A 23,161-nucleotide genomic window follows, 5' to 3' on the forward strand; every position below is an offset into this window, starting at 1 on the left:
AACCAATTGCACGATAAGTACTTGTGATTATTGGTTTAGCTGACGATTTAGTGGTAAATTACCCTGATCTCAATACAGATATTACGTTCGCTAAAATGAATGTAGCGTGTTTATGAAGGCATTAATCAATTTATCGCTTGGACTTTGCGGTCTCATCCTATTGACAGGTTGCGAAGAAAAAGTCGATCACTCGAAAGTTAGACAAGACGGATTCGTCTATTGCGACCAAGGTCGTCCTAGTACTTTTAACCCGCAATTAGTAGACGGTGGCATCACTGTCGAATCCATTGCGCCGCAGTTATTCGATACGCTACTGACGCTAAACCCAGGCACTCACCAACCCGTTCCAAACTTAGCAAAATCTTGGCAAGTTAACGAGGAAGGCACAGAGTACACGTTCACTCTGCGCAAAGGTGTAGAGTTCCAAACCACTGAATGGTTTACTCCCACACGTCCGATGAATGCGGACGATGTTGTATTTAGCTTCACGCGTATTATCGACCCTAACAATCCGTTCCACGACGTAGGCGGCAGTGTCTATCCGTGGTTCGCAGGCATTGACTTCGCAAATTTGGTCGAGAAAGTTGAAGCATTGGATGACAATACGGTCAAGTTTACTCTATCGAGGCCAGACAACTCGTTCCTTTCCAACATTTCGACGGCACACGCACCAATCTATTCTGCTGAATATGCTGATCAACTCGTCTTTTCCGATCATAAACTCGATATTGATATTTACCCTGTTGGTACTGGGCCTTTCTACCTAGACGAATACCAAGTCGCAGATTTAGTTCGCCTAAAGCGTCACGAAAACTACTGGCGTGGCAAAGTAGATATGGAACAAGTCGTATTTGATATCTCTCATCGCGGAGCTGGCGCCTTAGCTAAACTATTAAGAAATGAGTGCGATGTCCTGAACTCGCCTATTTCGAGCCAAATCCCTGTGATATTGAATGAAGAGTCCATAGTTCTACAAGCCAAACCAGCCATGAACGTGGCTTTTGTGGCTATCAATACTCAGCATAAAGCACTTAGTGACCCTAGAGTTCGTAAAGCCCTGAATCTCGCGATAAACCGCGACAACATTCTCGAAGCAGTTTATTTTGGCACCGGAGAGAAAGCTTATAGCCTTCTTCCACCAAGTTCTTGGGCACACCAGAAAGATGCCACTCAAATTCGCTACGACCGTAATTATTCAATGGCGCTGCTAAAAGAGGCTGGCTATGAGAAAGGTCTAGAGCTCACTATGGCGGTACCTCTTGAGCCACGAGTCTACAACCCGAGTCCACGTAAAACGGCAGAACTTATCCAAGCTAACTTAGCCGATGTGGGGATTACCCTTAACCTACTCACCGATGATCGAGTCGATCGCCAAGAGCTATCGAATATTGAGTCCGTTGATCTACTGCTCACAGGTTGGGTGGGAAATACTGGCGACCCAGATAACTACTTACGTCCTTTGTTATCTTGCACGTCAAAACGTGAAGGTTTGAATCTATCTATGTGGTGTAATGATGACTTTGACTTTCTGTTAGATCTGGCGCTTGAAGTGAGTCAACCAAGATATCGACTCAATCTATATCGACAAGCACAAAACATTTTGAATGAGGAAGTTCCTGTGTTGCCTATTGCACACGGTCAAAAATATCAAGCACATAGCGATAGCCTGACAGGTTTTAGAACCAGTCCATTCAACGCCCAACCGTTTGATCAAGTTGTGAGGTTGAAGTAGATGTTTTGGTATTCTGTCCGCAGACTAAATCTATTTGTCATTACGTTATTGATCCTGACTTTCGTCGGCTATAGCTTAGTCAGACTTGACCCTGATTCTTTCTGGACTACTCAAGCGTTTTTCCCTGGCTGGCTTGATTATGTCGCTCAATTGTCTCGTCTAGATTTTGGACTGACTAAAGCTGGTGTACCCATTACCCAAGAGCTTTCAGCTGTACTTCCTGCAACTCTAGAGCTGTGTTTTGCGGCGTTTATGATATCTGTGTTTGTGGGTATTCCAGCTGGCACCATCGCCGGTATGAGACAGGGTAAATGGTTGGATAACATCATTTCGTTCTCATCCATGGTGGGTTATGCCGCCCCCTTATTCTGGATTGCGTTATTGATGATTATGTACTTCTCGCTGAATTATCAATGGTTCCCTGTTGCAGGACGCTATGACCTACTTTATGAAATTGATCATGTCACAGGGTTTGCACTCATTGATGCTCTGCTGTCGGACGCACCTTATCGGAAAGAGGCGTTACAAAGCGTTATTGAACATATGATTTTGCCGTGTTTAGTGCTAGCACTCTCACCAACAATGCAAGTTATCCGTATGATGCGTACTTCAGTAACCGAAGTAATGGGACAAAACTACATTCGAGCTGCTCGAATTAAAGGTTTGTCGAATTATGAAATCGTCATTGAGCATGTGCTACGAAATGCCATTCCACCTATTATTCCTAAACTTGGAGTTCAGCTCTCAAGTATGATCACACTTGCCATTATGACCGAGTCTATTTTTAACTGGCCGGGTATTGGACGTTGGCTGCTGGATGCGCTCTCCAATCAGGATTACGCATCAATTCAAGCAGGCGTCTTGGTCGTGGCTTCTATCGTCTTAGCAGCAAGCATTTTGTCAGATTTGTTGGGTGCGATGGTCAACCCTTTAGTAAGGAAGGAATGGTATGCTGTCAGATAACGTCTACCAAGAAGAGCGCATTCCTACTCAGCTTGAGCGATTCTGGCGTAGTTACCGCTCGAATAGCCTATCAATGTTTGGCCTTTGGTGTTTGGTCTTTGTCATTATCATCACTATTGCATCGCCATTTATCACTCCCTACGACCCAATGGCGCAGAGCTCCTATTTGTTGATTCCACCATCTTGGGATCCTCAAGGTACCGTCGATTTCTTCTTTGGAACTGACGATTTAGGTCGCGATATTTTGTCACGCATTATCGATGGCTCTCGCCTATCTTTTGGCGCAGCAATTATCATTACAGCCATTGCAGCAGCAGTAGGATGCTTGATTGGTATATTAGCAGGAATGACACGTGGCCTGCTCTCGAGTACTCTGAACCACCTTCTCGATACCGTAATGTCAATCCCATCGCTACTACTAGCGATCATTTTCGTAGCGTTTTTAGGTCCCGGTGAGTTCAACATTCTATTAGCAATATGTTTAGCGCTCATTCCTAGATTCATTCGCTCAATCTATGTTGCGGTTCATACCGAAGTTGAAAAAGACTATATCATGGCTGCTCGTTTAGACGGTGCGAACGACTTTTATCTGCTATGGAACTCTATATTGCCTAATATACTAACGGTCATTGCAGCCGAAGTGACATTTGCGTTATCCATCGCCATTTTAGACATTACCGCACTTGGTTTCCTTGGCCTTGGCGCACAAGCCCCAAGCAGCGAATGGGGAGCAGTGTTAGGTGATGCCGCCGAGTTGCTCTATTTAGCACCATGGACCGTTATCCTTCCTGGTTTAGCTATTCTGTTTACCGTTGTCGTGGTGAATATTGTTGGTGAAGGTGTGCGCAGCGCACTAAACGCGGGGATCGAATAATGCCAGTTTTAGATATTCGACACTTAACCATCGAAATCGAGACACCACAAGGTCTCGTCAAAGCGGTGGATCGCATGAGCTTCACCATTAATGAAGGTGAAATTCGAGGTTTGGTTGGCGAATCCGGTTCAGGAAAAAGTCTTGTTGCCAAAGCCATTGTTGGTGTCTGTAAGGACAACTGGCGCGTGACTGCAGATAGAATGCGGTTAGGCAATATCGATCTACTACAACTCACGCCTCGTGAACGCAGACGTGTTATTGCTCGCGACGTGGCAATGATTTTCCAGGAACCTTCAACCTGTCTAGACCCGTCTGATGAGGTAGGCAAGCAGCTTATAGAATCGATCCCTTCTCGTTCCTTTGAAGGTAAATGGTGGGAGCGATTTAAGTGGCGTAAAAAGCAAGCTATCGCGTTACTTCATAAGGTTGGCATTAAAGACCATACCCGTATCATGAACAGCTACCCCTACGAGCTGACTGATGGCGAATGTCAGAAAATCATGATCGCTATGGCAATTGCAACCAAGCCAAAGCTACTGATTGCCGATGAACCAACCAACGACTTGGATCCAATTACTCAATCGCAAATATTGCGTCTTTTAAGTCGTATGAATCAGTTAAATAACACCACCATCATTCTGATTGGTCATGACTTAACGACCATTACTCAGTGGGCGACTCGAATTACAGTGATGTACTGTGGTCAATCGGTCGAATCGGCGGATACTGCAAAACTACTCGCAAAACCCAAGCATCCCTATACAGTGGCGCTGCTCAAGGCAATGCCGGATTTTGGCGATTGGATTCCACACAAAGAGAAGCTGCAATCTTTACCAGGTTCTATTCCACCATTGCAGCACTTACCGATTGGCTGTCGCCTTGGGCCTCGTTGCCCCTATGCGCAAAGACAATGTGTGGAAATCCCTAGCGCTAAACGCATCAAGAATCATAAATACAGTTGTCACTTCCCTCTTAATACGGAGAAAAAAGCATGAGTGCGTTGTTAGAAGTCTCCGGATTAAAAAAGGACTTTGTAACTCGATCTAAGCTATTTAAGAAGAAAGTTCAGCACGCAGTCAAACCGGTGAGCTTTGACCTAGAGGCTGGGCAAACTATCGGCTTTATTGGCAAGAATGGCTCTGGTAAATCCACACTAGCTCGTATGCTTGCGGGTGTAGTTGAACCAACCGCGGGAGAAATTCGAGTCAATGGCGATTTACTTGAACACGAAGATTACTCCACCCGTTGCAAACTGATTCGCATGATCTTTCAAGACCCAAACACGTCTTTGAATCCAAGAATTCAGATTGGTCGTATTTTGGAAGGCCCGCTAAAACGGAATACCAATATGCCTCCAGAAGCACGTATGCGACGAGTAAAAGATACTCTGGTTCGCGTCGGTTTACTTCCAGAGCACGCTTACTTCTACCCTCAGATGCTGGCAACCGGTCAAAAACAGCGTGTCTGCCTTGCTCGTGCTTTGATTCTTCAACCATCCATTATCGTCGCAGATGAAGCGCTAAACGGCCTCGATATGGCGATGCGCTCGCAAATTATTAATCTATTCTTAGAACTTCAAGAAGAGATGGGAGTTGCGTTCGTTTACGTGTCACAACATTTAGGCATTATCAAACACATTACCGACAAGGTCATGGTGATGCACGAAGGCGATGTAGTGGAATATGGCAACACGAACGAGATCATGACCAACCCACAACATATTGTGACTCAGCGTATGGTGGAAAGCCATTTCCGTAAAACTCCAATGCACAGGTAGCAGTTATCATTTAGCGAAATCACTCAAACGTCTACTATGGGATACTTGTAACTATTCCTCAATCAACGCTAGCCGTTAGGCAAATTGCAGCATCGAGCGTCCTTAGTCAGGCCGATGTTTTTTTCTATACTATTATAGTAATAACAAAGATTTATAAGGAAGTGCTTGGTATGCAATCCAAACTAGAGGAACTTGACCTTAACCTACTAAAGCTACTTCGTATCGTTGTAGAAACTCGCAATACCTCGCAAGCTGCGGAAGTCTTGGGAATCTCGCAAACTAGTGTCAGCCGTGGTATGGCAAAGCTGCGAGAAACCTTTGGTGACCAGTTGTTTATTCGCAAAGCACATGGTGTAGAGCCGTCTGAGCTAGCGGAGAAACTGGCTGAAGCCGCGGAAAATATGTTAAAGCCGTTCAGTGAGGTGTTAGAAGCCTATCAGACATTTGACCCTTCAGAGTACAATGGCAGCGTTTCTATTGCGGTGGAACTTGGTCTACTCGAGATCTTTGGACCGGGTTTATACAGAGCACTCAATCGAGCATTACCAAATGCGCAAATAAGAGTAGTGTATTGGAAAGAAGAGTCACTTCATCATATGTTCAACAGACAGTTAGATTATATGATTCATTATACTTTGATGCCTTTTCCTCAAGACATATATGTTCATCACCTTTCGGAGATTGCTATTAGCCTTGTTGCTAGAAAGGATCACCCAGTCCTCAGTAAATCGACGAACTGGGAAGATATTCACCACCTTCCTCTCGTTAAATTGGTAGCAGAGGCGATGAAAGCCAAGCATGACCCGTATGATGAGATGTATCTTAGTAAAGGTTATGAGCCCAAGGTTTGCTTGGTTACTCACAGCGTGCCTATTGCAGTAGAGAAGCTTCTAAGCTCGGATGCAATCAAGTTCAGCAGTAGTTATTTACTTTCTCACAATGATCAACTCGAGTGCTACCCACTACCAAAAATTTCGAAAGACATGAGAAAGATCAGTGTTTCCGGTTGCTATCTTCAATCAAAACGTGGGCAACCAATCAATCAGTTTCTTCATCAAACACTAGAGACTTTTTTCAACTCTATTGAGCAGCCGTCCTTCTAACAACCTAAGGTATAGCGAGTACTCTAATAGGGGCTCGCACAGGTCTAATTCCCCTCTCTGTCAACAGGCCTTCATTTTCTTTAATATATCAGCTTTCTGATACATCAATTTTGAATTTCTGATATACGTTCATTTGCTTCTATAACGACTTTAAACTCCCTCCCAACAAAACATCACGTTTCATTAATTGAGAAGCGATTGATGACGACGAAATTTAAGGAATATGAATTTCAGAGCTCGCAAAGGATGGACATAAATTACATATATCAGAAGCAGAAACACTATAATGAATACTCTAATCAGACCTGCGCTTGCCGCATCGGTAATATTAAGCGCTCCTGTTTTATCCAATGCACTGCCACTAGATAGTGACCAACAGCAGTCTCAGCTAATCGAACACTGGGAAGCGTCATTGACCGAATTCTCAGAGATCGCACAACCTCAGAGTTCAGATTTTGCTATCCGAACTCACCCAGAGAAGTCCAATACAGCATGGGAAGAGCTTTCAGACACTAACCACGTTTACAGCAACCCTTATCGTGTGTCTTTATTCTCTCCTCAAAATGGTGAAGATGGCGCTAGGCTATGGTCGCAAACAAAGTCAATTGCTGCCTATGGTGTAGGTGTAGCGGGTGCTTTAGCTCTCATGCCAGAGTCCATCACAAATTGGGAAAAAGGCGGGGACGATCTGTTTAGTAAATGGGTTGATAACGTTAGCAGTGGTCCTACTTGGGATCGCGACGACTGGGCTATCAACTATATCGGCCACCCTTATTTTGGAGGGGTGTACTATCAAGCTGCTCGTAAATCTGGTTATCGACAGTGGGACTCGTTTGTATACTCAGCCATGATGTCGACGTTCTATTGGGAATATGGCATCGAAGCCTTTGCTGAGGTCCCTTCTATTCAGGATCTTTTTGTTACGCCTATCCTAGGTTGGGTATACGGCGAGTGGGCCTACAATAAAGAGCAAGAAATCCGACTGACAGGGGGAACGGTCTGGGGCTCAGAGTCACTGGGTAACATATCGCTGTTCTTACTTGACCCTGTTGATGGTCTTGGAAATGGCGTTAACCATCTGGCAGGAAAAGAGATTGTAAAAGCAGGTACCGGGTTCATTGGGGTACAAAATGTCAACACGCCGAATGGTGTTTCCGAGCGTCAATTTAGATTTGAAGTGCAGTACGCTCTCGATGCGACTTCAGGCTCGTCACGAACTAGAAAGAGCTACCACTCTCAAAGCAGCGAAGACCCTGTGACGTATAGTATCGTTGGAGTTTCGGCGGGAGCGAGTTATGTTGAACCATCGGATTACTGGGAGCTAGATTCAGGTATGGGTGCCTCCTTTACAGTGGGCTTACACTTCAGCCCTGCATTGTCTGGACACCTAACCTACACTCGAGCGTCGCTGAATGACAGAAACACTCGTCAATCTGTATCCTATGAAAGCTACAGTGCGAATGGCCTTTATTACTTTAATACGGATTCCAAACTACGCCCATTTGTGACAGCTGGCTTTGGTGAAAGCATGAAAAATGAAGACACTAAAACCAAACAGTTCAAGCTAAACGCAGGAGCAGGGTTGCATTATGCACTTCACCCAAACTGGGCTCTGCAAGCCGAGTGGAGACACTCAGGGCGACCTTCAGCAAAAGCGAGCGAGAACATAGCGACAGGTCGATTGGTCTATCGGTTTAGTAAAGGGGAGCAGATGTAGTTCTAGCTTAACGAAAACGCACCAGAATACTTGTATTGTTCTGGTGTGATTTCCTATAGATTCCCCCAGTTGTTGATGGCTATGTTGCCAAATGTTACTTTTAAGTTTGATGGATGGCATTAGAAAGGCTTCATGGATGAGCAAATCAATAAAAGATCTCGACTTAAATCTCTTAACTCTCTTAAAAGTGGTTGTTGAAACACGTAATGTTTCTCAAGCAGGTGAAATCCTTGGGATTTCTCAAACCAGTGTTAGTCGCGGCATGGCAAAGTTAAGGGAGACTTTTGGCGATCAACTTTTTATCCGTAAGGCGCACGGTGTAGAGCCATCAGAGCTTGCTGAAAAGTTAGCAGAAGCTGCAGACAATATGTTGACTCCGTTTACTGAAGTGCTAGATGCTTATAGTACCTTTGATCCTCATAGTTACGAAGGCTCTATAGTAATTGCATTTGAGTTAAGTTTGCTTGAGATATTTGGACGAGGGATATACCAAGCTTTAGCCGATGCCTTGCCTAAGGCAAGCTTGTCTATGGTTTACTGGCAGCAGGACACACTTTCCCAAATACTCGATCGTCACATCGACTACCTGGTTCATTTTGAGCCTTACTCGTTGCCTCAAGACATCTATACGCATCATTTATCTGATATTAAAATCAACCTAGTTGCACGAAAAAACCATCCTGTATTGAGTCAGACTTCTGACTGGGAGGTTATTCATAAGCTTCCAATGGTTAAGCTTTTTTCGGATGCTGTGAGTGCTAAGAGTGATCCTTATACAAATGCACTTTTTACTTCAAAAGGTTACACGCCTAATATTGTGCTGAATACACACAGTATCCCTATCGCAGTTGATAAACTAACTAAGTCGGATGCATTCAAGTTTAGTAGTAGTTACTTGCTCACGCACAGCGACGAGCTCTCCTGCTATCCACTTCCGATTATGCCCAAAGAGTTAAGGAGCGTGTCCGTTGTTGGTGGTTATTTGCAAGCCAAGCGTGGCTATCCTCTCAATCAGTATTTACATCAGACAATACAGAGCTTTTTTAACAAAGTTCTTCAACCAGATATAGGGCTAGACAAAACCTAGTTTGATATCAGGTGATACCCTGAACCCACTTCTTACTTCTTATTCTTAGAAACGAGCTCATACACTTTATGAGCTCTCCAAGCAAAAATAGCAAGTAGATCGACAGTGGTTCTACATCGGTGTAATAAACTGCGAGAAATGATATCGGTATCGTTATTAGCCATTGTGCAACGATATCTTGATAGAGGCAAAATCTGACATCCCCTCCTGCGCGTAAAACTCCTGTAATTGCCATCATAGGAATAGAACGAAGTACAATCCCCAAGCACAAAACAAGAATGAAATGCTTTGCCAAGTCGTACGATTCTTCGGTGAGCGCGGGAAACATTGAGAGCAGTAGATTTTGAGATAGATAAACCGTCAGTGCGACGAGAGTAGCGCAACTGATATTGAGCACCATTGCGCTTTTGGCATAGACCCAACTGCTCTTGTACTTTCTAGCGCCAAGGTTATTACCTATTAAAACACCAGCAGCACTTGAGAGTCCTATCACGACAGAGAGAGCAAATGATTCAATTGGCGCCACTACAGATAGAGCAACGAGCCCTAAGACTCCAGTCTGTCCCATGATGGCGTGGCAGGCAAATAACCCCGCAGCCCACACTAGGAAATTCAGAGTTGTAGGGGCAGATATCTTCATAAAGTGAGATAGCTGTTTGGCTTGAATGCAGTTAATTACATCTCGAGAACTAAAAGCAACCGTATATTTTTTACTGTAGATGAACATATAGAGCAAAAGGAACTCGGCGATCCCACTTAATAGAGTTGCAATGGCCGCGCCTTTATACCCGAGTTCAGGAAAGCCCAAATGTCCAAAAATGAGTACCCAATTGAGAAATATATAAATCACCAAGCCTACGGCACTAAAAAAGGTACTGACACCGGGCTTGTGCATCGCTCTCAAGCCAAACAGCATCGTGGTTATGAAGGCCACGCTTAACATGCTTGGCGCGGCAATAGATAAATATAACTTCCCTAGTTTGATAACTGAGTTATCCTCAGTCACTAGTGACACTATCTGAGTAGAGAATAGTAGAAATACTGATGCGCAAATTACCCCTAGAATACTCGATACAACCCAGGTCAGGGCTGTGTTTTCTCTAACTCCTTTCTCATTCTTTGTGCCCCAATATTGAGCTGTTATTAACGCGCCTGCCGTCGTAGTGCCCACTATCATGATAGTGGTAACAAAAATGGTTCGTGCTGCCACACCAATGGCTGCTAATTCTATATCTCCCAAATGACCAAGCATGATGACGTCGATAAGCCCTCGGCTTGAGTAAAGTACATTCTGGAAGGCAATAGGTAGAGCGATGAGTATCATCTTTCTGATGAAATGGCTACGGAGTGAGAGAGCATTCATTAAATTTAACAACACCAGAGGCGATCCTTGCTATATCTGAGTGGCTATTCTTAACCCTATCACAGCGCAGAAGTGTTTGTTGTTTTTATGTTAAGGAGGTTTGCTGGAAAGTCTGATTATTAGTTGCCATGTACTAAAAATAAAAGCTGAACCTCATAAAGGCTCAGCTTTTTGGCGCGGCTACATTCTTTACTTGACTCAATTCACACAGATTTCGCCACACTGACGAACCGCAAGTCGTTTTTCAATAAAAGACAGATCCAGGCCATCAAGTGTCGTATCAAATATCACACAATCTAGCCAGAATACGTCCAATAGTAGGTGAATATCATCGGCCAATTGTTCAAGTTCTTGCTTAGTTAGCAATTGGCTCCCATGACCCCAAGCTTTTGAAATATCGATTATAATTCTTCGGCCAAGTTTCGCGTTTTTGCTGTAGTCAGCTTCATTTATTCCCGCTACAAGAATCACTTTGCAAGCTCCGTCCCCAATGTCCAATAGGCCATAAGGCCTGTCATTGAGATGGATGGACTCTTGATAGTAGGTTTGCCGTAGTGGGTGCCTACTGCTCATTTTTACCTCGTAATACAGTCAAATTTTCACTGTAAGCCTACTGAGTAACCTCCACAAATTGAACGAATAAGAGTTATTCATTATTGCAAAAAGCCAAGTTGCAAATATGAATAACTGCTAAACGTAGCGTGGTGAAGGGAATTCTTTAAACTGCCAGCCAACAGACAAAAATGTCTAAATCTTATTCGACACTTTAAAGAATTTTTGGAGAGAACCGTGAATCGCCCAATGTTGTCAGCCCTTTTTAATACCAAACCTCTTTTTGTGACAGTTGGACTTTCCGCTTCGGTATTACTCACCGGATGCAAGAGCGAGCAGGCTGCAGAGCAAACTGCCCCTGTCGTTCGTCCAGCTTTCACTGAAACTGTTACTGCTCAGGCCGTAGCAGATTTGTACTTTAATGGTGTGGTTCAGTCTTCTAACCGCGCAGAGCTTTCATTTCGTACCTCTGGTCGTCTTGATGAACTTTTGGTTCAGCAAGGGGATAAGGTTTCTAAGGGACAAGTGATTGCAAAGCTTGATTCTGTTGATGCAGAGATCACGTTAACTGCAGCCAAAAATGAGCTCGCAAACACGCACACAGAATACCAACGCGCTTTGCAGCTATATAACGGTAAACAAGCGATCTCAAAAAGCCAATTAGATGAAATTAAACTTCGTTATCAGCTATCAGAGAGCAAGTTGGAAGATGCTCAACGTCGCCTAGAAGACATGACATTGAGAGCGCCATTTGACGGCATGGTTAGCCGTAAAATGGTGGACAATTATACTCAAGTTCAAGGTAATGAAACGATTGTTTCCATCCATGACTTGAGCCAACTAGAAGTAATGATTCAGGTTCCTGAGCGAATTATGGCGCAGTCCAATGGTGCTCGAAAAGTGCTAGCAAGTTCGTCTTTGTTCCTGGGTAAAACTTTTGACTTGTCTGTGAAGACATTTGAAACCGAACCAGACCCAACATCGCGAACGTATGGTGTCACGTTGAAATTTGAAGATACGCAACAGGCGGCTTTACTTCCTGGCATGACAGTACAAGTATTTTCTGTTTCAACCGAAAAAGAAAACGGCATGCTTACTGTTCCACTTTCTGCTATTTCGCCGGATAACCGTGGGAATCAGTACGTATGGGTAGTGGATAGTAACAATATTATTCATCGTCGAGTGATTGAAATGGGCTCCATTGCAGGAGATCGCGTGGAAGTACTATCAAAGCTCAACTCTGGAGAGAAGGTTATTACAGCAGGCACTTTGGGCTTGTCCGAAGGGCAAGAAGTTAGACCAATGGCAACTGAGGTAGCAGAATAATGAACATCGCAAATTTCACCATAGCCAAACGCACGAGCGTTTGGGTATTAATCGCGCTGACTCTTATCGGTGGATACATCAGCTACTTAAAGCTTGGTCGATTTGAAGACCCAGAGTTTGTTATTCGCCAAGCCGTGATTGTCACCCCATACCCAGGAGCTACCGCACAAGAAGTTTCTGATGAGGTTACTGACGTTGTTGAGGGGGCTTTACAGTCTCTGCAAGAGGTGAAGGAAATCACTTCTGTGTCGAAACAAGGCATGTCAGAAGTCACGGTTGAGATCAAACGCGCATTCTCCAATAACGAAGCGGAGTTGCAGCAGGTTTGGGATAAAGTCAGACGCAAAATTGGTGATGCCGAGCGTTCCCTGCCTCCTGGCACAGGGGCACCGATCGTCAATGATGATTTCGCCGATGTGTTCGCCCAGTTCTATGCTGTTACTGGCCGAGGTCACAGCGATAAGCAGTTGCAGGACTACGTAGATACGTTACGCCGAGAGCTGGCTTTGGTACCGGGTGTATCGAAAACGGCTACGTTAGCAGAAAAAAATGAAGTTATTTTTGTTGAGATTGCCAGTGACCGCCTTGAGCAGCTTGGTGTGTCTGCCGACCAGGTTTACAACGTATTAGAGCGTCAGAACATGGTTTCTACCGCGGGCACTATCAACACGAATACGATGCGTGTTGCAATCACTCCAGTGTCTAGCATCAGCTCATTTGAACAACTGAAAAATCTGAAAATTGCCGTTGGTGATAACAATACGATCATGAAGCTGTCGGACGTCGCCAGCATCACTCGTGGCTACGAAGAGCCATCATCAGTGCTTATGCGTTACAACGGCAAACGTGCAGTTGGCCTCGGAATATCAAACGTTGCTGGTGGCAACGTAGTGGAAATGGGCGATGCAGTAAAAGCGCGTATTGCTGAACTAGAAAGTCAGCGTCCTCACGGGATTGAACTGCATGAAATTTCGATTCAGTCTGATTCAGTACGTGACTCAGTTTCTGAATTTATTAATAACCTGATTGCCGCAGTTGTTATTGTGTTTGTTGTTCTGCTGCTGTTTATGGGGGTAAGAACGGGTCTCGTCATTGGTTTTGTTCTGGTGCTCACCGTGGCAGGTACGCTGATCATCATGTTGATTGATGACATTGCGATGCAGCGTATTTCACTGGGTGCTTTGATCATTGCTCTTGGTATGCTGGTCGATAACGCAATCGTAGTAACGGATGGCGTCCTCACTCGTCTACAGAAAGATCCAGGTGCTGACCGCAATAAAGTCGTTGCCGATATTGTCAACGAAACTAAGTGGCCACTGCTCGGCGGTACAATCGTTGGTATCTGTGCATTTAGCGCTATTGGCCTTTCACCATCGAACATGGGTGAGTATGCAGGGTCGCTGTTCTGGGTAATTCTGTACTCGATGATGCTTAGCTGGGTGCTTGCGGTAACCGTTACGCCAATGCTTTGCCACGATTATCTGAAAGTTAATGCGAATAAAGTATCAAAGCCAAGTAAGATCAGTGCTGCGTATCAGCGTGTACTGCAAGCGGTATTAAACAATCAGAAAAAGAGCTTAGTCGTTGTTGTTGGTCTGTTTGCTGTTGGTGTTGTCACTTTCAGTCACGTACCTCCAGGCTTTATGCCAGAGTCACAAAGAGAGCAGTTTGCTATTGATATTCGTCTGCCACAGGGAACAGACATCGAGCGTACGCATGAGATCGTTGCGCAGATTGAAAAAGACGTATGGGAAAAAGCCAATATCACTGGCACGACAAGCTTCATCGGTTCGGGCGGGCTTCGTTTTATGCTGACGTACTCCCCGGAACCACCAAACTCGAGCTATGCGCAAATGTTGGTGGACGTGGATGACTACAAAGTCATAGAAACGTTAGTCGCTGAGCTACAAATTGAACTGAATGAACGTTATACCGATGCTTCAATTAATGCTTGGAAGTTTATGCTTGGCCCTGGCGGCGGTAAAAAAATCGAGGTTGCTTTTAAAGGTCCTGACAGTGAAGTACTGAGACAACTGGCTGAACAAGCAAAAGAGATTATGGAGCAGTCACCTGCATTAGTAGCGATTCAGGATGATTGGCGTCAACAAGTGCCAGTCATTAGGCCAGTCTACTCAGCAGAAAAAGTGCAGAGTTTTGGTTTGACAACGGTAGAGCTAAATCAAGCGATTCAACAAACCTTGTCAGGTCGCAATGTGGGTGTTTACCGTGAAGGCAATGATCTTATTCCGATTGTGGTTCGTTCTCCAGAATCAGAGCGTCACCATGATCGTGTGATTGAGAATACCAAAGTATATAGTGCCGCAATTGGACAGTTTATTCAGGTAGAGCAACTGGTTGAAAGCTCAAGCGTTGAATGGCAGGACGCAATGCTGCGCCGTATTGACCGAGTGCCAACTATTATGGCACAAGCAGACCCAGCGACTGGTATTCTAACGTCAGAAGCGATGGAAATGGTTCGTGCAGATATTGAAAACATGCCATTACCTGTAGGGTATGAACTGGAATGGTTCGGTGAGTACAAAGATGCGAAAGAAGCAGATGAAGGACTCAAGATATCTGCACCTTACGGATTCACCGCCATGGTTTTGGCCGTAGTGTTTATGTTTAACGGTATTCGTCAGGCTCTGGTTATTTGGTGTACGGTACCTTTAGCCGTGTGTGGTGTGGCAATTGGACTGGTGACCTTCCAGACACCTTTCGAGTTTATGGCAACACTGGGTTTCTTGAGCTTGATAGGTATGATGGTGAAAAATGCCATAGTTTTGGTCGACCAAGCTGACAAGGAGATAGCCTCTGGTACGCAGCCTTATGAGGCCATTATATCGGCAGCAATGAGCCGTGCTAGACCGGTTATTCTTGGCGCTGCTACGACGATATTGGGTGTCGCTCCTCTGCTTGTAGACCCGTTCTTCAAGAGTATGGCCGTCACGATCATGTTTGGTTTGTTGTTCGCTACGGCGTTGACATTGCTGGTGATTCCACTGAATTATGCGCTGTTCTTCAGAATCAAGCAGCCAACCGAACCACAAACGAACTAAGTTACGCAGAGAGCCTGAGTCAAGTACTCAGGCTTTTTTTATTTTCAATATTGCTTTCTCATGCGTTAAACCAAACTTGGTATTATTTCCTCTTTGATTGCACTTTTAAGACCATAATAATCACATTGTGAAAGCCACATACACACTCTGTTACTTTTGGTTAGTCAAATACTGGTGATTAACCCATTTTTCATCCCCTTAGTGCAAATATGAATAGCTCTTATTCATTCCTCTAGAAAATGAAATCCGTATACTTATCCTCATTGAAGGGAATCAGAAAAAACACAAATTCAATATTTATTTAAAAGAGATACACAAATGAAAAAGTCTAAATTAACTATTATTGCCGCTTCTATCGTAATGTCTGCTTCAGCAATTGCATCAGAGCGTGTGAATTTTGCTAACCCTTATGAGCTTTATACTGGTGCTTCTGTTGGTTATGGTTCTGATGGCGCGTATCTAGCGGCTCAATTTGATACTCAAATGTCACGAAACTGGTCTTTGCTGGGTAAGTACACGACGGAAGATAGCTTCGATAATCACAACATTTCTCTTAGTGCAATTAGCAAGACAGGTCTAGGCTGGACACTGGCTTATGACCACGACAAGAACTATAAGAATGAGAGTTTGACGGCAAAATCCACCGAATTATCAGTGCACTACATGTTTGGCAATAACATTGGATTCTCATTCTTGCCAGAGCTCTCTGTAGGATCAATGACCCATAATGAAATGTCAAACCGTGCGTATTACAGTGATTTAACGTTGAACGCAATTTACAATACATCGTCAGGCCTGTGGGCTAGCGTAGCACCAACATATAGCTACAGTTATAACGACCTAAAAACCAACCAAGGTAATGAGAGCCTACGAGGTTGGGATGTAAAAGCGAGCTTAGGTTACACATTTATGAACAATCACAGCTTGGCTTACGAATATAAGCGTGAACACGGTGACAACCTATCAATAATTAAATACTCATTTGGATTCTAATTTTAATGAGGCCTGATTATTCAGGCCTCATTATTTCTATTAGAAATAAGCCAAGCCATTTATTTATGAAAGGTCACAGCATTAAAAAATATGTTCATATTGCTTTCATGTTCTCACTCTATTTAACATTCTTTTACGTGATGGCAGCTAAGTTCTCTTAGTCCCTTATTTAAAACACAGAAATACACCAAGGTAAATAAAATGAATATTATTGAAGTGGATAGCTTCCTTGCTTTCACTCTCGCCATTGTTCTTCTTTTTGTCGGTAAGTTAATGACAAAAAAGTACGAAATACTAAGGAAATACAGCATACCTGAGCCAGTGATTGGTGGCTTCGCATGTGCCATTGTCGTCGCTGTCATTTATGCCTTGTTTGATACCACAATTAGTTTTGATTTAGGCATGCGTGATGCGTTGCTGCTTTATTTCTTTGCTGGTATTGGTCTGAGCGCAAATTTCTCAACATTGCTTAAAGGCGGTAAGCCATTATTAATTCTTACTGCATTAAGCGTTGTCTATATCACTATCCAGAATGGTATTGGAGCGAGCGTTGCTACCATGCTTGGCCTAGAGCCAGTCTTGGGTCTGATGGCGGGCTCTATTTCACTTATCGGCGGCGTGGGTACCACGATGGCATGGGCGCCGAGCTTCAATGAGATGGGTCTAGAGAGCGCCGCTGAAGTTGGACTCGCAAGCAATACTCTTGGATTGATCTTTGCCTGTTTAATTGGTGGCCCGATTGCCAACTATCTAATCAAAAAACATCGTCTTCAGTCACAAGGTGATACACAACTGGACATCGGTATTTGCCATAACCAAACCGTAAAGCTCGATCACTTTGGTTATCTCTACGCATGGCTGATGCTGAACCTCAGTTTGATCCTTGGTTACTTTATTGACATGGGGCTTAGCAAGATGGGGTTGCAACTGCCAATGTTCGTGGCTTGCCTAGTTGCGGGCATTCTAATTGGTAACTTTAAGCTTCTGGTTCTTAAAAAGAAAGTTAGTGAAAACGCGCAGTTAGGTCAAACTCTGATTTCTGACATCTGTCTGGGAATGTTCTTAACCATGGCACTGATGGGGCTTCAGCTTTGGCAACTACAGAGCACCATGCTGTTCATCGGTACTGTTATGTTGTTCCAAGTTGCAGCATCGATTTTGTTCACCCTCTTTGTCGTATTTCGCTTCATGGGGAAAGATTACGAGTCGGCGGTTATTAGCTCTGGTTTTGGCGGGATCACATTAGGCTCAACAGCCACAGCCATCGTTAATATGACGGCAGTAACACAACAATATGGTGCGGCTCATAAGGCCTTCATTATCGTACCTTTGGTATGTGGTTTCTTTATCGACATTGCCAACGCCCTAATTATAAATACATTTTTGCAATTTTTGTAACGGTCATCGTTAGACCGTTCACGTTTTAAATTTAAATATCAGAAAGGTAACAAAATGAAACCGTTCATTGTTTTGGTGACAGTTTTAACGCTGTCATCAACCAGCTTGGCTCAGGATTCAATCTTCCCAATTTGGGGAGAGCAAGCGGCGCAGCGTGGCTACACGCTACCAAAGCCCTATGGCTTGTCGCTCTCTTATATGGACATAAGTAACCCAGTCACTATCGATAACATCAATCTGGCTGGTGGGGTTGGTGATATCATTGATATAGACGCGAAACAGGCGCAGTTTGAAGGCTCTAATGTCACCCTACGTGGCGATGTTTGGTTACTGCCTTTTATGAATGTGTATGGAATTTTGGGGTATACACAAGCGCAAAGTACCGCAGACATTGATTCTATCTCCATAATCGGTATTCCTATTCCTGTAGAAGATGCCAAGTTCACTCTGGATATGAGTGGTATTACTTATGGCGTCGGGACTACGGTTGTTGGTGGTATCAATAATTGGTTTGCACTTCTGGATTTGAATTACACCTACACCGACATTGATGCTATTGATGGCAGTATTAAGACGTTTGTTGCTGCGCCGAGAGTAGGACATCGCTGGCAATATACAGGAGGACGAGAACTCAGAGTGTTTGTCGGTGCCATGTATCAAGATGTTCAGCAACATCTCTCTGGAGATATCAAAGCACTCGGGCTGGACTTGGGTGACATGAACTTTTTAATCGACGATACACGATTTGAGGTCAGCCAACGAAGCGAACAAAAATGGAATGCACTGGCGGGCTTTCAATACTCGCTCAACCGTGATTGGGATATATTGGCAGAAGCTGGGTTTGGCCAACGTAAATCCGCCTTTGTATCTTTGGGGAGACGTTTTTGATGAAACTCAGACTGCTTCTCTTAACTGGGTGCTGCACATTGCTGACGGCCTGTGCGCCTAGTATGCAAAGAAATGCGCTCACACCTGATATGGCGGTTGCTGATGAGGCGATGTTTGATCCCAGTATTCGTACTTGGGGGGACTTAACTCATAATTATGATATCGGGCAGCAGGGAGCGCATTTGCTCCATACACAGCTAGACAAAAGCATCTTGAATGATATGGGGAATCAAACCAAATCCCTAGATCATTTGAGTATCTCTGGTGGTGGTGCAGAAGGCGCCTATGGTGCGGGTTTACTCAACGGATTATCTGATAGTGGACAGCGACCAGAATACCGCTTGGTGACAGGCATTAGTACTGGAGCGATCATCGGTTTGTATGCATTTTTGGGGCAAGACTTTGATCCGGCACTGAGAGAACTGTATACCCAAACATCGGACGAAGACATCTACAATAAGAGAGGTTTGTGGGCTCTCACTCACAGCCCATCTCTCATTGATACCACGCCGTTTGAACAGATGGTGAGAGCATTTATAGATCAAGATGTGTTAGATAAGGTAAGAGAGCAACATCTGCGAGGACGATTGTTTTTGGTTAAAACAACTCACTTAGATGCTCAGCGCTTAGTCATCTGGAATATGGGGGAAATCGCCTTACATCCGGGAGATAAATCCATAGAACTGTTTCAGGATGTCATCATTGCTTCAGCGGCCATACCCGGTGTCTTTAACCCAGTGTTACTTTCGGTAAATATTGATGGTGTTAAATATGACGAGATGCATGTTGATGGCGGCGTAGTGTCCCAAGTATTTTTTCTGCCTGATTATTTTGATGCCTCAGAGGCTGTCGATAATACTCGAGAACTGATTGAACGACTTGAGTTCACAGAAGAGACGCATATCAACAGTCACGTATGGGTTATCAGTAACACGCGCTTGGGTGCGAAGTGGAGTGAAACGACGCCTTCGTTCACGGGTATCATGGGACGTTCGATACAAACTATGATCAAATATCAACGACGCAACAATATTGCCCAAATCTATCGTCAAGCTCAGGAAACGGAGAGCGAGTTTCGCCATAGTTACCTGCCACATTTAATCCCCGAGGCCCAAACGGATGAACCATTTAACGCGGGCTATATGCAGTATCTGTATTGCTACGGCTATCTTAGAGGGTTTGACTATCAGCACTGGGAAGATACCCCACCTGACTATTGGCAGATACAAAATGAAGCTAAAGGCCCCTCTGCATCGCATCAAGTCGTTAAACACATTGAGAAGTTTGATTGGGATATACTAGAGCTGGGTTTACATGAGAAAATGGTTCAATGCTTGGCGAATCTGAAGAGCTGACAGCCGTGGGGACTGCCACATTTATAGTTTAAGATTTGTCATTAGACAAACCTAACTCATTAAGATTAAAAATAAACTTTGTTCGCTCAACTACGGAAAAATCAAAAAAAAAGACCTAAACCTAGGTCTTTTTTCTATAATATATCAAACAATACACCTAATTAACGTCTTGTTTTTGAACGAGCGCTTTGCTCGCCAGCAGACTTTTTGTTGCGACGTTGCTGGTTGCTGCGACCTTTAGGTGCGTTAGCACGTTCTTCATGACGACGTACCGCACGACGAATTTTCTGGCTACGAGAACGTTCACGTTGACGTGACGTGTTCTGGCTAAGGTCTAGCATGGTTTCTTTTTCAGGACGTAATTCAACGAGCTCACGAAGATAGTTCACCTCTTTCAGTGTCAGCTCCATCCATCCGCCACGTGGCAGTTTCTTATCAAGATAGATGTCACCATAGCGAACACGTTTCAAGCGGCTAACTGTCGTTTCTTGTGATTCCCAAAGGCGACGAACTTCACGGTTACGACCTTCGTTGATAACTACGTAGAAAGTATGGTTCATACCTTCACCACCGGCATAAACTACATCTTCGAAACGAGCCATACCGTCTTCAAGTTCTACGCCGTTTACCACATTGCGAACTTTCTTCTCGTTAATTTCACCAAATACACGTACCAAGTACTCACGTTCAACTTGACGGCTTGGGTGCATTAGACGGTTTGCTAGCTCACCATCAGTAGTGAAAAGAAGTAGACCTGATGTGTTGGCATCAAGACGACCAACAGAAATCCAGCGCGAACCACGGATCTTAGGTAGGCGATCAAATACTGTGCGACGACCCTCAGGATCGTGACGAGTACACAACTCACCTTCCGGCTTATAATAGGCCAGCACTCGACAAACCACTTCTTCTTGTGCTTTGGCAGGAACAGTATGACCATCAATACGGATAACCGCATTTTCGTCTTCTAGACGTTCACCCAGTCTTGCTACCTGACCATTAACACTCACGCGCCCAGATTTAATTAGGGCTTCAAGTTCACGGCGTGAACCATGGCCTGCGCGAGCAAGCACCTTTTGTAATTTTTCGCTCATTTACCTACCTATAATGTCGTCTTCACAGACGTCGAAACCAGATAATGCGACCTTAAAAATCGCGGTCGCACATTATTGCAAAGAATTCTGTTAGACGCACCAAGTTTCTTACCTTTATTAGTAAGAAAACATTGACCTATTATTGGAATGGCGTTGGGTCACCAGCCCCGGTTCTTAGGACCTTCGCGTCATCATCACTGAAGTCGATTACTGTGGTTGGTTGTTCACCCAAATAACCACCATTCAATATACAGTCAACCGCATGTTCCAGTTGGTCGCGAATCTCTTCTGGATCCGATTCTGTTACTTCGTTGCCCGGTAAAATCAATGACGTTGACATTAAAGGCTCGCCTAAAGCTTCTAACAGATCCAAAGCGATTTGGTTGTCAGGAACACGAATACCTATTGTCTTACGTTTAGGATTCATCAAACGACGTGGAACTTCTTTAGTCCCTTTAAAAATAAAAGTATAAGGGCCAGGAGTATTGTTCTTCAACAAACGGAAAGCTGTGTTGTCTACTCGAGCATAGAGAGATAGCTCGGACAAATCTCGACATAGTAACGTGAAGTTGTGTTTGTCATCTAGACGACGAATTTGACAGATACGCTCTAGCGCCTGTTTGTTCTCAAGCTGACACCCCAATGCATAACCAGAATCGGTTGGATAAATAATCACACCACCATTTCGAACAATGGCAACAGCCTGATTGATCAAGCGTGCTTGTGGGTTTTCTGGGTGTACGTAAAAAAATTGACTCATTGTTATTCCTTCAAGCTTTTAGGGTGCTCTCGGTACAACCTTCCATGTTGTTCGACTTCAAGAGCGATCTCTTAACTACTGCGTGCAGCATCCCCACTATCTAGTGTAGCGTTGTCCAGAGAGGTTGCTGTCTTTAATGATAATTGGTCCCATACTGGTTCTACTCCAGATGGAAGCCATAAATTCCTGCCTAACTCCATCCAGGGTGACGGGTAATGGAAATCCGACCCTTGTGAAGCTAATAGATTGTATTGTATCGCATAATCGGCAAGGTTGCGTCTTTCTTGAAGACTTTGTTGTGGCTGTGCTACTTCCATTGCATCACCGTTGGCCTCACAAAATGCAGCGAGCAGTCGCTTGAGCCACTTTGCGGTTAATTGGTAGCGCCCTGGATGAGCGAGAACTGCCACTCCTCCCGCACTATGAATCGCCGCAACAGCTTCTTGCATTGAACACCAGTTGGGCGGCACATAACCGGTATTATTGCGCGTCATATATTTCTTAAACACTTGTTGCATGGTTTTAGCATAGCCATTATCCACCAACCACTTTGCAAAGTGTGCTCGAGTGATTGGAGCATCTCCCGCGATAAGCTTTACTTCTTCGAGAACACCTTCACGAGTAGCCTTTTCTAACCTATGTGCAATGAGTTCGGAGCGCTCAACACGTCTTGCTTGCTGAGCTTCAATAAGCGCTAACAGTTCAGGAGAATCAAGTGACACACCCAGCCCCACAATATGAATGTCTTTGTTCTGCCAGACGGTCGAGATTTCGATGCCATTAACCAACTCAATCGGCAGTGATTTTTGCTCAATAAGTTCAAGCGCTTCGGGAATCGCATCCAAAGTATCATGATCAGTAATGGCAAGAACCTTGACATCAAAGCCAATTGCTCTGTCTAAAAGTTCGGCAACCGATAGTCGGCCATCTGAGGCTGTGGTATGGCTATGTAAATCTATCTTCATTTTTTCACAATTTCGGTTGACTTTCGCACGGCGAACTAGTTAACTAGTACGCAGATACATTATTTGAGTTAAGCACGTATGTTACTAGATATTCATACAATCAAAAAACCTTTAAACCGTATGGTTAATTCTCTACAAGGTTGGTGGCGCACTTG

19 protein-coding genes and 1 other annotated feature (1 of these 20 cut by a window edge) are annotated in these 23,161 nt (G+C 44.3%); of the genes, 14 read left to right on the forward strand and 5 right to left on the reverse strand.

The window, feature by feature from the left end:
- Window positions 1–112: 112 nt before the first annotated feature.
- The 8 genes from L2W36_RS07825 (at window position 113) to L2W36_RS07865 (ending at window position 9,253) form a co-directional block, all read left to right on the forward strand.
- Window positions 113–1,732 carry an ABC transporter substrate-binding protein gene (locus tag L2W36_RS07825; RefSeq protein ID WP_006073878.1) on the forward strand — a complete coding sequence of 540 codons (1,620 nt, stop codon included), beginning with the start codon at window positions 113–115 and terminating at the stop codon, window positions 1,730–1,732.
- Window positions 1,733–2,695 carry an ABC transporter permease gene (locus L2W36_RS07830; RefSeq protein ID WP_038228144.1) on the forward strand — a complete coding sequence of 321 codons (963 nt, stop codon included), beginning with the start codon at window positions 1,733–1,735 and terminating at the stop codon, window positions 2,693–2,695. It abuts the gene before it with no gap.
- Complete coding sequence (locus tag L2W36_RS07835) at window positions 2,682–3,569, forward strand: ABC transporter permease subunit (protein WP_006073874.1); 888 nt, start codon at window positions 2,682–2,684, stop codon at window positions 3,567–3,569. The genes L2W36_RS07830 and L2W36_RS07835 overlap by 14 nt, the downstream gene beginning before the upstream one ends.
- The gene (locus L2W36_RS07840; protein ID WP_006073871.1) at window positions 3,569–4,564 is read left to right on the forward strand and encodes a peptide ABC transporter ATP-binding protein; all 996 of its coding nucleotides are present in this window, start codon (window positions 3,569–3,571) and stop codon (window positions 4,562–4,564) included. Before L2W36_RS07835 ends, L2W36_RS07840 begins: the two co-directional genes overlap by 1 nt.
- Window positions 4,561–5,346, forward strand: a complete 786-nt coding sequence (locus L2W36_RS07845; RefSeq protein ID WP_006073870.1) for a peptide ABC transporter ATP-binding protein — start codon at window positions 4,561–4,563, stop codon at window positions 5,344–5,346. The genes L2W36_RS07840 and L2W36_RS07845 overlap by 4 nt, the downstream gene beginning before the upstream one ends.
- Window positions 5,347–5,516: 170 nt before the next feature.
- Window positions 5,517–6,449: a LysR family transcriptional regulator gene (locus L2W36_RS07850; protein WP_062460951.1), complete on the forward strand. Its 933-nt coding sequence runs from the start codon at window positions 5,517–5,519 to the stop codon at window positions 6,447–6,449.
- A gap of 286 nt (window positions 6,450–6,735) precedes the next feature.
- Complete coding sequence (locus L2W36_RS27425; RefSeq protein WP_329605666.1) at window positions 6,736–8,166, forward strand: DUF3943 domain-containing protein; 1,431 nt, start codon at window positions 6,736–6,738, stop codon at window positions 8,164–8,166.
- 136 nt (window positions 8,167–8,302) lie between these two features.
- A complete protein-coding gene (locus tag L2W36_RS07865; RefSeq protein ID WP_236109737.1) occupies window positions 8,303–9,253 on the forward strand; it encodes a LysR family transcriptional regulator in 951 nt (316 codons plus the stop codon).
- 7 nt (window positions 9,254–9,260) lie between these two features.
- On the opposite strand, the gene L2W36_RS07870 is transcribed toward L2W36_RS07865, so the two are convergent.
- Window positions 9,261–10,616 carry an MATE family efflux transporter gene (locus tag L2W36_RS07870; RefSeq protein WP_236109789.1) on the reverse strand — a complete coding sequence of 452 codons (1,356 nt, stop codon included), beginning with the start codon at window positions 10,614–10,616 and terminating at the stop codon, window positions 9,261–9,263.
- A 198-nt stretch (window positions 10,617–10,814) separates the two neighbouring features.
- Complete coding sequence (locus L2W36_RS07875) at window positions 10,815–11,189, reverse strand: hypothetical protein (protein WP_236109738.1); 375 nt, start codon at window positions 11,187–11,189, stop codon at window positions 10,815–10,817.
- Window positions 11,190–11,405: 216 nt separating this feature from the next.
- On the opposite strand from L2W36_RS07875, the gene L2W36_RS07880 reads away from it, so the two are divergent.
- From L2W36_RS07880 to L2W36_RS07905, 6 genes are all read left to right on the forward strand, one after another.
- Window positions 11,406–12,494, forward strand: coding sequence for an efflux RND transporter periplasmic adaptor subunit (locus tag L2W36_RS07880; protein ID WP_236109739.1), 1,089 nt, complete (start codon window positions 11,406–11,408; stop codon window positions 12,492–12,494).
- A complete protein-coding gene (locus L2W36_RS07885; protein ID WP_236109740.1) occupies window positions 12,494–15,553 on the forward strand; it encodes an efflux RND transporter permease subunit in 3,060 nt (1,019 codons plus the stop codon). The genes L2W36_RS07880 and L2W36_RS07885 overlap by 1 nt, the downstream gene beginning before the upstream one ends.
- Before the next feature lie 318 nt (window positions 15,554–15,871).
- The gene (locus tag L2W36_RS07890) at window positions 15,872–16,546 is read left to right on the forward strand and encodes a hypothetical protein (protein WP_236109741.1); all 675 of its coding nucleotides are present in this window, start codon (window positions 15,872–15,874) and stop codon (window positions 16,544–16,546) included.
- A gap of 201 nt (window positions 16,547–16,747) precedes the next feature.
- Complete coding sequence (gltS, locus tag L2W36_RS07895) at window positions 16,748–17,944, forward strand: sodium/glutamate symporter (RefSeq protein ID WP_236109742.1); 1,197 nt, start codon at window positions 16,748–16,750, stop codon at window positions 17,942–17,944.
- A 54-nt stretch (window positions 17,945–17,998) separates the two neighbouring features.
- On the forward strand, window positions 17,999–18,832 hold the full coding sequence (locus L2W36_RS07900; protein ID WP_236109743.1) for a hypothetical protein: 834 nt from the start codon (window positions 17,999–18,001) through the stop codon (window positions 18,830–18,832).
- On the forward strand, window positions 18,832–20,187 hold the full coding sequence (locus L2W36_RS07905) for a patatin-like phospholipase family protein (protein WP_236109744.1): 1,356 nt from the start codon (window positions 18,832–18,834) through the stop codon (window positions 20,185–20,187). Before L2W36_RS07900 ends, L2W36_RS07905 begins: the two co-directional genes overlap by 1 nt.
- A 161-nt stretch (window positions 20,188–20,348) precedes the next feature.
- Here L2W36_RS07905 and rluB read toward each other — a convergent pair whose 3' ends face one another.
- The 3 genes from rluB to rnm all read right to left on the reverse strand — a co-directional run bounded on the left by rluB (window position 20,349) and on the right by rnm (window position 23,006).
- Window positions 20,349–21,281 (reverse strand): 23S rRNA pseudouridine(2605) synthase RluB, encoded by a 933-nt coding sequence (gene rluB / locus L2W36_RS07910; protein ID WP_236109745.1) that lies wholly within the window; start codon window positions 21,279–21,281, stop codon window positions 20,349–20,351.
- Window positions 21,282–21,420: 139 nt separating this feature from the next.
- Window positions 21,421–22,041 carry an L-threonylcarbamoyladenylate synthase gene (locus L2W36_RS07915; protein ID WP_062460921.1) on the reverse strand — a complete coding sequence of 207 codons (621 nt, stop codon included), beginning with the start codon at window positions 22,039–22,041 and terminating at the stop codon, window positions 21,421–21,423.
- Between the two features lie 71 nt (window positions 22,042–22,112).
- Window positions 22,113–23,006: an RNase RNM gene (gene rnm / locus L2W36_RS07920; RefSeq protein ID WP_062460918.1), complete on the reverse strand. Its 894-nt coding sequence runs from the start codon at window positions 23,004–23,006 to the stop codon at window positions 22,113–22,115.
- A 135-nt stretch (window positions 23,007–23,141) separates the two neighbouring features.
- Window positions 23,142–23,161: a sequence feature (Trp leader region), on the forward strand; it runs 83 nt beyond the window's last position.

The sequence above is a fragment of the Vibrio sp. McD22-P3 genome (genome assembly GCF_021568915.1).
Lineage (GTDB): Bacteria > Pseudomonadota > Gammaproteobacteria > Enterobacterales > Vibrionaceae > Vibrio > Vibrio mediterranei.

Bases quoted from the DNA above. Each gene is read 5' to 3' on its own strand.
- L2W36_RS07825 (WP_006073878.1), top strand. From the start codon at position 113: ATGAAGGCATTAATCAATTTATCGCTTGGACTTTGCGGTCTCATCCTA.
- L2W36_RS07830 (WP_038228144.1), top strand. From the start codon at position 1,733: ATGTTTTGGTATTCTGTCCGCAGACTAAATCTATTTGTCATTACGTTA.
- L2W36_RS07835 (WP_006073874.1), top strand. From the start codon at position 2,682: ATGCTGTCAGATAACGTCTACCAAGAAGAGCGCATTCCTACTCAGCTT.
- L2W36_RS07840 (WP_006073871.1), top strand. From the start codon at position 3,569: ATGCCAGTTTTAGATATTCGACACTTAACCATCGAAATCGAGACACCA.
- L2W36_RS07845 (WP_006073870.1), top strand. From the start codon at position 4,561: ATGAGTGCGTTGTTAGAAGTCTCCGGATTAAAAAAGGACTTTGTAACT.
- L2W36_RS07850 (WP_062460951.1), top strand. From the start codon at position 5,517: ATGCAATCCAAACTAGAGGAACTTGACCTTAACCTACTAAAGCTACTT.
- L2W36_RS27425 (WP_329605666.1), top strand. From the start codon at position 6,736: ATGAATACTCTAATCAGACCTGCGCTTGCCGCATCGGTAATATTAAGC.
- L2W36_RS07865 (WP_236109737.1), top strand. From the start codon at position 8,303: ATGAGCAAATCAATAAAAGATCTCGACTTAAATCTCTTAACTCTCTTA.
- L2W36_RS07870 (WP_236109789.1), bottom strand. From the start codon at position 10,616: ATGAATGCTCTCTCACTCCGTAGCCATTTCATCAGAAAGATGATACTC.
- L2W36_RS07875 (WP_236109738.1), bottom strand. From the start codon at position 11,189: ATGAGCAGTAGGCACCCACTACGGCAAACCTACTATCAAGAGTCCATC.
- L2W36_RS07885 (WP_236109740.1), top strand. From the start codon at position 12,494: ATGAACATCGCAAATTTCACCATAGCCAAACGCACGAGCGTTTGGGTA.
- L2W36_RS07890 (WP_236109741.1), top strand. From the start codon at position 15,872: ATGAAAAAGTCTAAATTAACTATTATTGCCGCTTCTATCGTAATGTCT.
- gltS (WP_236109742.1), top strand. From the start codon at position 16,748: ATGAATATTATTGAAGTGGATAGCTTCCTTGCTTTCACTCTCGCCATT.
- L2W36_RS07900 (WP_236109743.1), top strand. From the start codon at position 17,999: ATGAAACCGTTCATTGTTTTGGTGACAGTTTTAACGCTGTCATCAACC.
- L2W36_RS07905 (WP_236109744.1), top strand. From the start codon at position 18,832: ATGAAACTCAGACTGCTTCTCTTAACTGGGTGCTGCACATTGCTGACG.
- rluB (WP_236109745.1), bottom strand. From the start codon at position 21,281: ATGAGCGAAAAATTACAAAAGGTGCTTGCTCGCGCAGGCCATGGTTCA.
- L2W36_RS07915 (WP_062460921.1), bottom strand. From the start codon at position 22,041: ATGAGTCAATTTTTTTACGTACACCCAGAAAACCCACAAGCACGCTTG.
- rnm (WP_062460918.1), bottom strand. From the start codon at position 23,006: ATGAAGATAGATTTACATAGCCATACCACAGCCTCAGATGGCCGACTA.